This window comes from Aquirufa originis, from assembly GCF_042714495.1.
In the GTDB taxonomy this organism is placed as follows: domain Bacteria; phylum Bacteroidota; class Bacteroidia; order Cytophagales; family Spirosomataceae; genus Aquirufa; species Aquirufa originis.
In genome coordinates, this window is record NZ_JBBKXY010000002.1 from 511204 (window position 1) to 525536 (window position 14333).

Genomic DNA, 14333 nt, shown 5'->3' on the forward strand with positions numbered 1-14333 from the left:
CCTAATTTAATAAGGCTTTTCCATCGTACCAAACCTGCTGCACCTCTAGTGCGGAATTCAATTCTACAAAGCAAGCTCGTTTACCTACCTCAATACTGCCTAATTGATCTAAATTAGCCACTTCTGCCGGGTAAACCGTCGCCATCCGAATGGCCTCTTCCAGCGGAATCGAAGCTTGTTGAACACAGTTTTGAATCCCCTCCATCATCGTCAAGGAAGAACCTGATAAAACACCCGCTTCGTTCGTGAAGCGACCGTCTTTGGCTAAAAAGGAATAGGGTCCAGACACATCATTCGTCACCGCATCCGTAATCAAAAACAGGCGTCCTTTTTTCAAGCGATAGGCCAGTTTTAGTGATTTGAAATCACAATGTAAACCATCCGCAATGATGCTCGTCCAAGCATCTGATTGGAAGCTAGCCCCTACTAATCCCAACGCACGCGATTGCCACTGAGACATCGCATTGAATAGGTGTGTGATGCGAGATACACCCTTATCTATGGCGTTCATCGCTTGCTCAAAAGTGGCGTCGCTATGTCCCAGAGAGCACATGATGTGGCTTTTTACTACTAATGAAAGCTCCTCAGCGCTGAACATTTCAGGCGCAATAGTCAAGTAGGTGGGAATGCCTTTCGTTCGCTCGATAAGCTCTTCTAGGAAAGCCAAAGATGGCTTTTGGACGAAGGCCTCCTGGTGCGCCCCGCGTCTAACCGGATTAAAAAAGGGCCCTTCTAAATGCAATCCCACTAGTCCAGGCCCGGTGTAAGTTGAATAAGCTTCGACAGCCTTCCACATGGAAGAAGCTGGCGAACAGTTTAGCGTAATTTGAAACGCAACCGTACCCGTTTTGTGGTGTTCGTCAAAGGTCGCTTGAATAGCCTCCGTTGTCTGGTGATTGGAAAAGAGAATCCCGCCGCCACCGTAAATTTGGAGGTCAATAAATCCGGGAATGAGGAAGTTTTCAGACGACGCGCCTTGGCCATCAGCAATGGCCGAAATATGACCATTTTCTACCGTGATTTCCTTGTTCTCTAGCCATTCGTGGCCCGTGAAAATGCGACTTGCAAACATCCTTAATATCCTGTCGCTTGTCCGTCTTTTCTCGATTCGGTTGCCCCAAAATAGACCTTGCGAACAGGATCATATTGGATACATTGGTAACCACCATAAATTCCGCTCATATAGCCTACTTGGTGTCCTTTTTGCAATAAATCGCGAATGACTTCATACGGATAGCCGTGCTCCAGGGTAATCATACCGCCAGTCGTTTCCATTGTCTCGCCCGTAGGTTCAGAGGAACCTTCGTGGTTCATGCGGGGATAATCGCCTGCTTCTTGTACGTTTAGGCCAAAGTCCACCACGTTCATCACAATCTGCACATGGCCCATCGGTTGGAACGCGCCACCCATCACGCCAAAGCTCATCATCGGCTGACCATCCTTCGTCATAAATGCCGGGATGATGGTTTGGAATGGTCTTTTCCCTGGCGCGTAGGTATTATTCTCGCCCTCTTTCAAGTTGTATAATTCGCCGCGATCTTGGAACATAAATCCTAAACCATCCGGCATCATACCTGATCCAAAACCTCTATAATTACTCTGAATTAAGGACACCATATTGCCATCTTTATCAGCCACGGTCAAGTAGATCGTATCTCCCTCTTTCAAGGCCGGATTTCCTGCCTCGTAATGGCGACCCGCACGATTTGGATTGATCAACGCCCGGCGCTTCGCGCCGTACTCTTCCGATATTAATTCCGCTACTGGAATTTTGGCAAACTCAGGATCCGCATAGTATTTTGCGCGGTCTTCGAACGCTAGTTTTTTGGCCTCTGTAAACAAATGCACGTGCTCCGCAGAACCAAGTTTAATTTTGGAAAAATCATAGCCCTCTAAAATGGTTAACATCTGTAAAGCCGCGATTCCCTGGCTATTCGGTGGCAATTCCCACACATCATACCCGCGGTAATTTACCGAAACTGGCTCCACCCAAGTAGACGTGTGCGACGCTAAATCCTCATAGCTCAAAAACCCACCATTCTTCTTCATAAACGCGTCCATCGTCCGCGCCATATCTCCCTTGTAAAAGGCATCACGTCCCTCTTTCCCTAGTTTTTCTAAGGTATTCGCTAAGTTCGGGTTCTTGAAAATATCACCCTCTACTGGCGTTTTTCCGTTCGGATAATAGTGGTTCGCCACATTTGGAAACTTACCATAATTCGCCGGAACCCGACCTAATGCGGAAGCAAATTCACCGTGCACCGGAAACCCGTTTCTTGCATAGGAAACCGCTTTTTCCAACACCTTATTCATCGGCATCGACCCGAATTTCTTGTGCAATTCAAACCAGCCATCCACACAACCCGGCACGCTCACCGGCAATGGACCCAGCGACGGAATGTGTGTCAATCCGCGTTTTTTGAACTCGGCTAAAGTCAAAGATTTTGGCGACCTCCCCGACGCATTCAAACCATATAATTTCTTCGTCTTAGCATCCCAAACAATCGCAAATAAATCTCCCCCTATTCCATTCACGTGTGGCTCCACGACACCTTCCATCGCATTCGCCGCAATGGCTGCGTCGATCGCATTTCCACCCGCTTTCAGCACATCAAGTGCGGCCTGGGTAGACAAAGGATGCGAGGTAGCGGCCATCCCGTTTTGGGCAATGGCCTGTGAGCGAGTCGCCCAAACTTTACCATACGGACGATCTTGCGCCTGAGCAAACAGGGGCAAACAAAGGAGTAGGAGTAATTTCTTCATGTTGTTGATTTTGAAACAGTAAATTAGGGAATGGTCCCTAAATATGCAATTATCGACTAACTTATAAAAAAGGACAGCAGTCAAATCTACTCGAAAAAGATCTTTACCTTTCCAAAATGAGAAATAGTTTGGATGATGGCTTAGATTTTAGAATTGATAAACTGACAAAATCGATTGAGGAGGTAACGAGTGGTCAAAGCGAACCTACCTTTATTCTGCCGGTAGAGTTAGTTGATTTATATCAATTGATTTGGCACTTTGATTGGATGCTGGAATTTGATCTAGATGAACGCACATTATTTAAATTAGTCACAGTGAATGAACCTAATTTAATCCATGGCTTAATTTGTTTAGAACAAAAACGTGACCATATTTACATACACCTACTTGAAAGTGCTCCGTTCAATAAAGGGAAAGAGAAACGATACTCTGGTGTTGCGGGAAATTTAGTCGCATTTGCTTGTAAACAATCCTTTCATTTTGGTTATGATGGCAATGTCTCCTTTATTGCTAAAGAACAATTGATTGAGCACTATGAAAAATCAATTGGGGCATTTCACTTTGGCAATCGAAGAATGATTATTAATACGAGTGCAGCAAAGAAATTAGTCAACCAGTATTTTAATTCTTAATTCATGCAACCTAAAAAAATACGTTTAGATGTGGATCAAATTGGTGGACAAGAAATTCTTTCTGCCTCTGATGAAAAAGTGATTAGTCAATACATTCAATCACAAAAAAGAGATATTCATCCCATCAAAAAAAGGGAAGGAATCACAAAAACAAAAAACCCCTAGACTTATCGCCCAGGGGTTTTTGCATTCTTGAACCCAATATAATTTACACTGACTTCGTGAACCATTTTTGCTTGATGCGCTCCGAGATGTAGTACATACATGGAACGATGATCAAGGTTAAAATGGTCGAGAACGTTAATCCGAAGATGATCGTCCAGGCTAAGATTCCCCAGAATACGGCGGAATCAGAACCGATGAAGATGTGCGGATTTAGTTCTGTAAATAAGGTAACGAAGTCGATACTTAAGCCTAATGCCAAAGGAATTAAGCCTAATACCGCCGCCGAAGCCGTTAACAATACCGGAGTTAAACGAATGCCACCGCCTTCGATGATCGCCTCTTTTAAGTCGTAACCACGCTTGAAGCGAAGCTCCTCGATGAATTCGATTAATAGGATACCATTCTTTACGACGATACCTGCAAGGGCGATGATACCTACGCCGGACATAATCACGGAGAAAGTCATTCCGAAGGCCATAAAGCCTAACAATACCCCGATTAACGATAACAAGATCGTTGCGAAGATGATTAATGGTTTCACCGCAGAGTTAAATTGTGTTGCGAGGATTAAGTAAATTAATACTAGAGCCGCAAGGAATGCCATACCGAGGAAGGCGCCGGATTCTTTTTGGTCTTCTTGTTCTCCCCCCATGCGAATCGTATAGCCTTGAGGCACGTCGATTCCTTCGAAAAGAGTCGTTAATTCACCCACGATTTCATTCGCGTTATAGCCTTGAACCACGTCTGAACCTAGGGTTACAACGCGTTCTTGGTTTTTGCGGTTGATTTGGCTGAAAGAAGTGGCGTAGCGAATATCAGCGATGGAGTTCAAAGGCACTTGGCGCAAGGCGCCGCCCATATTCATATCGCGGTAAGTCACATTCATCTGTAATAACTTCTCGATTTGGTTGCGAGAATCTCCCTTCAAACGTAATTGAATAGGATATTCGTCTTTCGTGTCGCGGAATTTAGAGATTTCAGCGCCGAATAAACCGGTACGAACAGCCATCGCCACCTGTGCCGATGAAATGCCCTCTCGGGACGCTTTCTCGCGGTTCACGTCGATGATGATTTCCGGTTTGTTCGTCACTAGATCGGATTTCAATTCTTGGATACCTTGGATGCCAGCCTTGGTGATGGCTCCACGTACCTTCTTTTCCAAATCTTGTAAAACAGCGAAGTCATCTCCCGCGATTTCGATCGAAATAGGCTTGCCTGTTGGCGGACCATTATTTTCTCTTTCGATGGCAATTTCGACGCCAGCTAGGGGATTTTTGGCAAAATCCGCTTGAATTTTACTTAATACTTCTCCCGTTTTAATGCCTTCGCGCACTTGCAATTTCTCGAATGCGATGGTCACCTTACTCTTGTGTGGCGTTGCTCCACGATCTGGTTGCATCGGATCTCCAGCATTCTTTCCTACGTTGGAAATAACGGAGTTCACGATTTTGCTATACCCCTCTTTGTTCAAGAAAGCGAAGACACGCTTCTCGATCACTTTGGAAACGGAATCGGTTACGACCGCATCGGTACCGATCGGGTTTTTGGCATAAATATAAATGTAATCCGGATCGCCTGAAGGGAAGAAAACCACTTTAGGTTTTACAATACCCATTAATGCGATCGTGAAGATCAACAAGAAGAAAGAGGCAATCGTCGCATAAATTGGGCGTTTTCCTATTAACACCCACGAAATCAACTTGCGGTAATTTGTCTTAAAATTAGGCAAAGTAGTCTCTTGGAAAGGCACAATCCATTTCGGTGTGATCACAAAGTGATTGAACGCATACAGGATAATGCAAAGCACGAAGAAGTTTCCAAAGCCAAAGTGACCCAAGCCGAAGCCCATCACATAGCCGAAAACGGCTAAGCTCAACAAAATAAATACAGTACGACGGATGTCAGCAAACTTAGGCGCCTTCACATCGTTCACCTCTTCATCGTGACGCTTCATAAACGTGATCGCGAACACCGGGTTCATGACATAAGCCACAAAAAGCGACGCAAAAAGCGTAATGATCAACGTGATAGGCAAGTATTTCATAAACTCACCTACGATCCCTGGCCAGAATAACAAAGGCAAGAATGGCGAAATCGTCGTCAACGTTCCTGATAATACCGGTACGAACACCTCAGAAGCCGCTAATTTTACCGACTCTGTAATGGTCAATTTCTTGAAGTTATTGAACAAACGGTGCGCATTCTCGATCACCACAATCGCATCATCCACCACAATTCCAAGTCCTAAAAGGAAACCGAATAGAACGATAGTGTTTAAACTAAAGTCTAGCGAAGGCATGAACAAGAAGGTTAACAAAGCCGATAAAGGCACGGATAGACCCACAAAAACCGCATCTCTAACGCCCATAAAGAACATTAATACGATAACCACAAATAAGAATCCAAGGATTACCGTGTTAATCAAATCAGCTAAATCGCCACGCGTACGTTCCGATTGATCCGCTGTCGTAGTGACTGTTAATCCGTCTGGATACCGCGTTTCTTTGAAGTCTTCAATGGTTGCTTCAATGCGATCAGCCGCTGCGATTAGGTTCGCCCCAGAACGTTTAATGACGTTCAATGTGATGACGGACTTATTGTTCAAACGCGCAAAATCTTGCTTCTCTTCATAACTGTCCTTCACCTCAGCCACATCCTTTAAGCGGACACGCGCACCCGTAGAAGAACCGATCATCAAATTAGCTAATTGATCAATAGACTTTAATTCCCCAGTCACCCGAAGTGAACGACGCACTCCATCCACGGCTAAATCACCGCCAGAGATGTTGACGTTTTCGCCTTGCACCGCAGATTGAATATCGTAGAAAGTCAAACCGTAACTCTGCATCTTGTACAGGTCTAGGTTGATTTGGATCTCTCTTTTTAAGGCACCGATGATGTCTACGCGGTTAATTTCCGGCATCCCCTCGATCTCGTCTTGTAAATCCTCTGCGTATTTCTTCAACTTGTCGAGTGGATAATCCCCCGCGATGTTGATGTTCATAATCGGGAATTCGGAGAAGTTTACCTCAGCGACAGAAGGCTCACGCGTTAAGTCTTTCGGCAAATCTGCGATCGCTTTGTCCACCGCATCTTGCGTACGTTGCTTCGCGATGGGGACGGTGACGTCCGTGTTGAATTCGACGATGATGACCGAAATATCCTGCAAAGCATTTGATTTCACACGCTTGACGCCCGTGATCGATTTGATTTGCTTTTCGATCGGTTTGTTGATCGTGTTTTCGATGTCCGAGGGAGTCGTTCCTGCGTAGACCGTTTGGATGACCATTTGCGGCACCACGATGTCTGGGAATTGCTCCTTAGGCAAGCTCGAATAGATTCCCATCCCCGCCACAAAAATGATGAAGGTGAAGATGTAAACCGTCGTGCGGTTTTGGGCTAACCAGCCCACCATGTTATAGATCAAGCCTTTGCCTTCGGGCAATTGCTCGTTTTTGCTATTTTTTTCCATTTTCTACTTAGAAAGAGATGGCTGTACCATCCACTAAATCTTGAAATCCTTGTGTAATAAGTGAATCGCCCGCCTTTAATCCGTCTGTGATTTCAGCTTGACCATTATAGGTTAAACCGATCGTGACTTGACGTGCACGTGCTACTTTTTTGCCGTTTTCTTCCACTGCCACATACACTAAATTGCCTTTTTCGGTCTTTTGGATGATGTTTTCGCTGATCACGATCGCATTTTTCTTCGATGTATCGTTGATGTTGATCACCGCTAATAAGTTCGGCTTTAACTCACCACCTGCATTCGGGATGCGGGCTTCGATGTCAAACGTACGGGTTAAGGGATTAACAATTTTCGATACCAAAGAGATACGCGCTTTTAATTCCTTGTTTAAATCAGGGAATTTGATGCTGATCTCATCACCTTGTTTCACGGTTCCTACATACGAATCAGCGATTTTAGCAGCGATCTTTAGGTTACCTAAGTTCACGATTTGAACGATTGGTACACCAGGAGCGCCCATTTCACCTGCTTTTTGGCGAACTAATTCAATCGTTCCAGCGATCGGAGCCGTTACACGAGATAAGCCTAATTGCGCTTTCAAGGTCACGATTCTTTTCTCCAAAGACTCCATGTTCGACTTCGCGCTCAAGTATTGAACTTCTGTCCCGATTTGTTGATCCCAAAGCGCTTTTTGCTTCGTATAGATCGTCTTCGCTAACGATAATTGCTGACGAACCTCTTCTAATGACTCTTTTAAGATGTTGTTGTCCAAAGTCGCAATCAATTGGCCTTTAGACACCGATTGTCCTGCTACCACTGGCAAGGATAAAATCACACCACCCGTTTGTGGGCTAACTAAAACCGTGTTTTCAGCGACTACATTTCCTTGTGCTTCTACGAAGTGCTGAAAGTTTTGAGCCACTAAAGGACTTACGCTAACAGTAATAACTTTTGCAGCTGCTTGCTCTGAAGGCTTACCTACTTCTTTTTCTAATTGCGCGATTTTCGCCTGGATTTCTTTTTCCTGAGACTTCAAATCCGCTAATTCTTGCTTTTTGTCTTTTGATCCGCATGCCGCGAAGAAAAGAATTCCACTTAGGAGGATGGCTATTTTTTTCATGTTTGTATTAGTCTATGTATAGTGTACCGTTTGCTTTTTCTAATTCCACTTTCGCCACTAGGGCATTGTAAAGTGCCGTAAAGTAGTTTGCTTGTGATTCTTTGATGGATGATTCCGCGTTCAAAACCTCTAAGTTTGAACCTACCCCTTGTTGGTATTTCACCCGGGTTACGCGCGAAATCTCATTCGCTAAGTCCAGGTTCGCCTTTTGTTCTTTCATGGATTCCAAAGCGTTTTTCATCGTAATGCTCGCCTGTGAACGTTGCAAGTCGATCGACGACTTTAACAAGCTATAAGACTGGCGTACCTTTTGCAAGTTATTCTCTGACTGAACCGCCTTGTATTTTTTTGAAAATCCGTCAAAAATCGGGATCTGCAAAGCCACCGTAACAGCGGCGTTATCGAACCATTGTTTGGTCATTAAATCACTGAACGCATTCGCCCCCGCGTTATAACCGTAGTTCGCGTTCAAGACTAAACGAGGTAAATATCCTGCCTTGATGCTCTTCAAATCTAGTTCGGCTAAGTTCTCTTGTGTTTGCAAGATGGAATACTCGATGCGGTTCGCATAATTGAAATCGCCTGCTGCGTTTGTGTTAAACGTTGCTAATTCGACTTTTTCTAAGCTCTCGCTCAAGCGAATCGGCTCTTCCATCGGGAAACCCATTTGGAACTTTAATAAGGAATAGCTCAATTCCTGCAAGCGATTCACGTTCTCTAATTCTGTGCGTAAATTATTCGCTTGCACATCTAAACGCTGCACGTCGATCTTTTCTACGAAACCTTGCTTATTTAATTCGCGTGTTTCCTTTAATAAGGTATCGATGCGAGCCACGTTTAAGGCTAAAAGACCTTGGCGTTTTTCATTTACCAAAATTCCATAATAGGCCTTCGCCACATTCTCCGCTACTTGTTGCTTTGATTGTGTCACGGACTTCACCGCTAAATCTTTGTAAACAGTGGAAGCCTTCAAGCCTAATAAATAGGATCCATCAAACACTAATTGGCTTAAACCCACGTTTGCGTAACCTGAATTATCTACCCCGAACTTCGCGGCAATTAATTCACCATCTGCTGCAGCTGGGTTAAATATTTTAGCAGGAATGAACGCACGTTGTAAGACGATATTGTTCGTTAATGCAAGAGAACCATTGACTTGAGGTAATCCCATGGCTTTGATCTCATTGATCTTCGCACTTGCGTTCTGCAAGTCGATTTGGCTATTTTTAACTTGAACCTGGTGCGTTATCGCATAATCCACGGCCTGCTTTAGGCTGTAGGTCTGCGCGTTAGCGGCCAAAGAGGTCATTAAAAATAGACCGGCATAGATTTTTCTTAGGCGGATCATCATTTTAAATTGTTTTGGTAAGATGTGTAAAGTGTTAAACCTTTTTCTGTCAAAATGCCCCGCATGAAAATATCCAACATTACCAGTTGGGTTTCAAACAGGGGTAATTTATTATTCGGGTAAAAATCAGGGTTGAAGGCTAAATTAACTTCGGCCATTCGCAAGCGGGCTAGTAATTCGAGATCGATGTCATTTCTGAAATACCCAAACTGCGCCCCTTTCTTAAAGTCCGCAATTAGATTTTCATGAATGCACTTTTCTCCGTGTTCTGTAAAAAGTTGAAAGGCTTTGGGAAAGTATTTTTGTATTTCAAAAAGTAAGCGAGGATTCATTTGCGTTAACAAATCCTTCGTCATTTCGAAGGACTTGAACATCTTCTCGATGACATTCGAATAAAGTCGATCTAGCTCTGCCCATTTCGCAACATCCTGCTCAATGAAGCCTTTCACGACTTCGTAGACCATCGAGTCTTTATCCGGAAAATGTTGATAAATCGTTTTTTTAGAAATCCCTAATTCCGTGGCGATGGAATCCATCGTCACGGTCTTTACACCGTAGCGGAAGAATAATTCAGTTCCTTTGTGTAGAATACGCGATTTCATTTGCTGTCCCTTTTCAAATATCGGGACGCAAAACTATGGAAACTTTTAGAGACTACAAAGTTTTCTTGTATTATTTTAAGATGACCGCTCGGTTAAATTTGATTAACGGCCAAAATCATCCTGCAAACGGACGATATCCGATTCATCCGATGGATGCGCAACATCCGTATGTTGCCAAATCTCCGTCACCACACCCCAATTGTCTAAACCGACTAAACGGTGGCGCATACCGGTGGGTAAAGTAATCAATTCCCCCTCTTGGTAAACGCCCGGAGCAGACTGCTCATCGTTCTCCGAAATCACCACGCCTACCGGACCTGAATTCACCGTCCAAACCTCTGCTCTGCGGAAATGGTATTGCCAAGACAAACGCTTCTCTGGCGCCACCACTAAAAACTTAGGGCTTAGTTTCTGCGTAATCTGAATCGCATCCATCGAAAGCTGTGGGAAGTATTGTGCCGCAAACTTCGCCGCCTGTGTCTCATCTAACACAAAGAAACCTCCCCAAGGGCGGTTGTGGTCTTTGTCAATAATCGTATACCCTTGTGAAAGAATGTAAGCTTCGACTTGTGCGAAGATTTCAGAGGCTGGAGTAGTTGCGCTAAAATTCATAGCACAAAAATAAAAAAAAGACGGGAGAGCGTCCCGTCTTTTCTAGTCTATTTATCGAATGGTCACTTAGAGTGTCCAGCCGTTGCGGTATTCGCGTTTCACGAATTGGTTTGCCGCATCGAAGTTCGTGATGCGCATATTCTTCGCATCCCACTCCAGTTTTTGACGACCAATGTATTTCGCATTACGTCCCTCGCCTTCGCGTAACATATACGAACGAATCGCTAGGTTACCCATTAATACGGATTCCGTAAACGGTGCCGCATAATCGAATGGAGAACTGACTTCCATGTTACCGAAACCAGCTTTACAAGCCTCTACCCACTGCGTATTGTGACCGCTATCGCCGCCTTTCACACGCGCTAAGCTTGCTTTAGGAAGTTCAGACTCATCTACACGCGCTCCGTTTCTAAATACTTTAGGATACATACCATACGTTCCACACGTCATGATACCTTTCGAACCGATTAAGATCACCCCATTAGAACCATCTGGATCCCCAATAATTTCAGAAGCCGGAATTCCGTCTGGATGTGGCGCCCGAAGACCTCCATCAAACCAAGTCAATTTCACCGGGGAATTATTTTTCTTCGAAGGACCATAGTGTAAAGTTACCATCGAGCTAGGAGGACATCCTTGAGGAATGTATTCTGGTGTCCAATCTTGCAAGAAGACAGATCCTACCGAACATTCTACGTCGATTGCATCGCGGATACCTAATACTTTGAATGGAGGGTCTAATAAGTGACATCCCATGTCGCCTAAAGCACCTGTACCATAATCCCACCAGCCTCTCCATTTGAATGGAAGTAGAGCGGGGTTATATTCTCTGTATTTCGCAGGCCCTAACCAAAGATCCCAATCTAACTCTGCCGGTGCTGGAGATCCAGCAGCAGGATAGGCGATTCCTTGTGGCCATACGGGACGATTCGTCCAAACATATACTTCTTTTACTTTTCCGATCGCACCGCCATCGAACCATTCCATCATTTGACGTACACCGTCACCTGAGGATCCTTGGTTACCCATTTGGGTTACGACTTGCATCTCCCGTGCTTTCTCGCCTAATAGACGCGCCTCGTAGATGTCGTGTGTTAAGGGTTTTTGAACGTATACGTGTTTCTTACGACGCATCGCCTCCATCGCAATGGTTGCGTGGGTGTGGTCTGGTGTAGAAACGATGACCGCATCCACGTTGCTACCCTCTTTATCTAGGGCCGCACGGAAATCGCGGTATACATTCGCTTTGGGAAGATCTTTTTTGATTCGTACCATTTGGCGATCATCTACATCGACGATAGCGACGATGTTTTCTGCTCCCTTATTATAGGAATTCATGATGTCGCTGTAGCCTTTTCCGCCACCACCGACACCCATGATGTTTAATTTGTCTGAAGGAGCAGTGTAACCCTTGCCTAGCACGTGGCGAGGTACAATGTAGAAACTGGCTGCGGCTAATCCGGCTTTTTGCAGGAAGTTCCGTCTTGAAGTGTTACTCATAGTTGATAGGTTTTAATGATTGGGTGTAAGTTTGTAAAAAAATAGTACAAAACAAAAAAAGGGGTCAGCTTTCGCTAACCCCTCTCAGTATAGAACAGGTGAATGTTACTATTCAGCTTTTTTAGAAGATTTCTTTTCTAATTTTTTGATCGCTTGTTCTCTTTCAGCACCTTCCATTTGCTCTTTTAAAGCAGATAAAGCACCGATATCGCCCATAGTCGATTTCTCAGCTGTTACATTTGCAGGCTTGTCAGCAGATTTCGCTGCTTTCTTTTTCTCTGGCTTCGCAGCAGCAGCATCAGCCGCTACTTCTTCCGCCGTTGCCGCCGTGAAAGTACGTGTGTGTGATAAGATGATCTTACGCTCTTCTTTGTGGAATTCTGTTACCACGAAGTCTAACGCTTCACCTACCTCAGCCACTGTTTCGTCTGCCTTCGTTAACTGCTTCAAAGGAGCTAATCCTTCGATACCGTATGGCAATTCTAATACACCGAACTTCTCGTTCTTCGAGATGATCGTTGATTTGTGAGTTGAACCTAACGTGAACACACTTTCAAATGTATCCCAAGGGTTTTCCTCTAATTGTTTGTGGCCTAAAGCTAAACGACGGTTGTCCGCGTCTAATTCGATCACTATAACATCTAAAGAATCACCTACTTTAACGAATTCAGATGGGTGTTTGATTTTCTTTGTCCAAGACAAGTCAGAAACGTGAACTAAACCGTCGATTCCTTCTTCTAATTCTAAGAATAAACCGAAGTTAGTTAAGTTACGAACGGTTCCTTTGTGCTTCGTACCGATTGCGTATTTCGCTAATAAATCAGTCTTAGTCCAAGGATCTTCTGTTAATTGCTTGATACCTAGAGACATCTTGCGCTCAGAACGATCTAATGTTAACACTACTGCTTCCATTTCGTCGCCTACTTTCAAGAAATCTTGTGGGTTACGTAAGTGTTGAGACCATGACATCTCAGACACGTGGATTAAACCTTCAACGCCTGGCAATACTTCTAAGAAAGCACCGTAATCAGCTACGTTAACGATTTTACCTTTTACTTTCGAACCTACTTCAGTTCCAGCAGCTAAAGCTTCCCAAGGGTGCGCTTGTAATTGCTTCATACCTAAAGAGATACGTTTTTTGTTTTCGTCGAAGTCTAATACCACCACTTGGATTTTTTGATCCAATTTCAATACCTCTTGTGGGTGGTTGATACGACCCCATGAGATATCTGTGATGTGAAGTAAACCATCTACACCACCTAAATCGATGAACACACCGAAATTAGTCATGTTTTTGATCACACCTTCTAGTACTTGACCTTTATCTAAGTTCGTTAAGATCGTTTGACGTTGTGCCTCTAGATCTTTCTCGATTAATACTTTGTGAGATACAACTACGTTGTCATTTGTGTGGTTGATTTTAACCACCTTAACCTCCATGTTTTTACCTACGAAAATATCGAAGTCACGGATAGGCTTCACATCAATTTGAGAACCAGGTAAGAATGCCTCGATTCCAAAGATATCTACGATTAAACCACCTTTTGTACGGCGCTTAACGAAACCATTGATGATGGTATCTTCTTCTAATGCTTTCTCGATGTTAGTCCATGCACCCATCACCTTAGCTAACTTACGTGACAACGTTAATTGTCCGTTTGCGTCTTCTTGGTTCTCGATGTATACTTCAACCTCGTCACCAGCTTTCAAATCCGGCATATCGCGGAATTCTGAAGCAGATACTAAACCATCAGATTTGAATCCAATGTTAATGATTACTTCACGGTCAGTCTTGCTTACAACAATACCTTTCACTACTTCCTTCTCAGTGACCGAGTTCAAGGTTGCTTCGATAGCAGCCTCCATTTTTTCTTTTTGTTCTGTAGTATAGTTACCACCGAACCCTTTTCCTTCAACTAAATCCCAGTCGAAATCTTTTGGTTGTTTTGACATATTTGGTGCCCGTTTGGCTAATCGTTTTTGATTTTGCCTACATCAACAAGCTGGGCTAACCTGCTGAAATTAAGTTTGAAACAATTTTTAAATTGGGGTGCAAAGCTACGAAGAATTAGTTTATTTTCCATCTTTTGTGCTAAATTGTTGTCACAAACCTCGTTAACCT

11 protein-coding genes are annotated in these 14333 nt (G+C 44.0%); 2 read left to right on the forward strand and 9 right to left on the reverse strand.

What is annotated here, in order from left to right:
• Position 1 precedes the first annotated feature (1 nt).
• Both nagA and ggt read right to left on the reverse strand, forming a co-directional pair.
• Positions 2-1072: an N-acetylglucosamine-6-phosphate deacetylase gene (gene nagA / locus SKC35_RS07565; protein WP_377978782.1), complete on the reverse strand. Its 1071-nt coding sequence runs from the start codon at positions 1070-1072 to the stop codon at positions 2-4.
• 2 nt (positions 1073-1074) lie between these two features.
• On the reverse strand, positions 1075-2763 hold the full coding sequence (gene ggt / locus SKC35_RS07570; protein WP_377978784.1) for a gamma-glutamyltransferase: 1689 nt from the start codon (positions 2761-2763) through the stop codon (positions 1075-1077).
• Between the two features lie 116 nt (positions 2764-2879).
• Here ggt and SKC35_RS07575 point away from each other — a divergent pair, with 116 nt between their 5' ends.
• Together SKC35_RS07575 and SKC35_RS07580 are read left to right on the forward strand one after the other, a co-directional pair.
• Positions 2880-3395 (forward strand): hypothetical protein, encoded by a 516-nt coding sequence (locus SKC35_RS07575; protein WP_377978785.1) that lies wholly within the window; start codon positions 2880-2882, stop codon positions 3393-3395.
• A gap of 3 nt (positions 3396-3398) precedes the next feature.
• Complete coding sequence (locus tag SKC35_RS07580) at positions 3399-3560, forward strand: hypothetical protein (RefSeq protein ID WP_377978786.1); 162 nt, start codon at positions 3399-3401, stop codon at positions 3558-3560.
• Positions 3561-3603: 43 nt separating this feature from the next.
• Here SKC35_RS07580 and SKC35_RS07585 read toward each other — a convergent pair whose 3' ends face one another.
• From SKC35_RS07585 to rpsA, 7 genes are all read right to left on the reverse strand, one after another.
• Positions 3604-6975: an efflux RND transporter permease subunit gene (locus tag SKC35_RS07585; protein WP_377978945.1), complete on the reverse strand. Its 3372-nt coding sequence runs from the start codon at positions 6973-6975 to the stop codon at positions 3604-3606.
• A 64-nt stretch (positions 6976-7039) separates the two neighbouring features.
• A complete protein-coding gene (locus SKC35_RS07590; RefSeq protein WP_377978787.1) occupies positions 7040-8149 on the reverse strand; it encodes an efflux RND transporter periplasmic adaptor subunit in 1110 nt (369 codons plus the stop codon).
• Between the two features lie 7 nt (positions 8150-8156).
• Positions 8157-9500, reverse strand: a complete 1344-nt coding sequence (locus tag SKC35_RS07595) for a TolC family protein (RefSeq protein WP_377978788.1) — start codon at positions 9498-9500, stop codon at positions 8157-8159.
• Entirely contained in the window at positions 9497-10099 is a 603-nt protein-coding gene (locus SKC35_RS07600; protein WP_377978789.1) for a TetR/AcrR family transcriptional regulator, read from the reverse strand. Before SKC35_RS07600 ends, SKC35_RS07595 begins: the two co-directional genes overlap by 4 nt.
• Positions 10100-10201: 102 nt before the next feature.
• Positions 10202-10711 (reverse strand): cupin domain-containing protein, encoded by a 510-nt coding sequence (locus SKC35_RS07605; protein WP_377978790.1) that lies wholly within the window; start codon positions 10709-10711, stop codon positions 10202-10204.
• A 66-nt stretch (positions 10712-10777) separates the two neighbouring features.
• Positions 10778-12211 (reverse strand): Gfo/Idh/MocA family protein, encoded by a 1434-nt coding sequence (locus SKC35_RS07610; protein ID WP_377978791.1) that lies wholly within the window; start codon positions 12209-12211, stop codon positions 10778-10780.
• Between the two features lie 108 nt (positions 12212-12319).
• Positions 12320-14164, reverse strand: a complete 1845-nt coding sequence (rpsA, locus tag SKC35_RS07615) for a 30S ribosomal protein S1 (RefSeq protein ID WP_377978793.1) — start codon at positions 14162-14164, stop codon at positions 12320-12322.
• Positions 14165-14333: the final 169 nt, after the last annotated feature.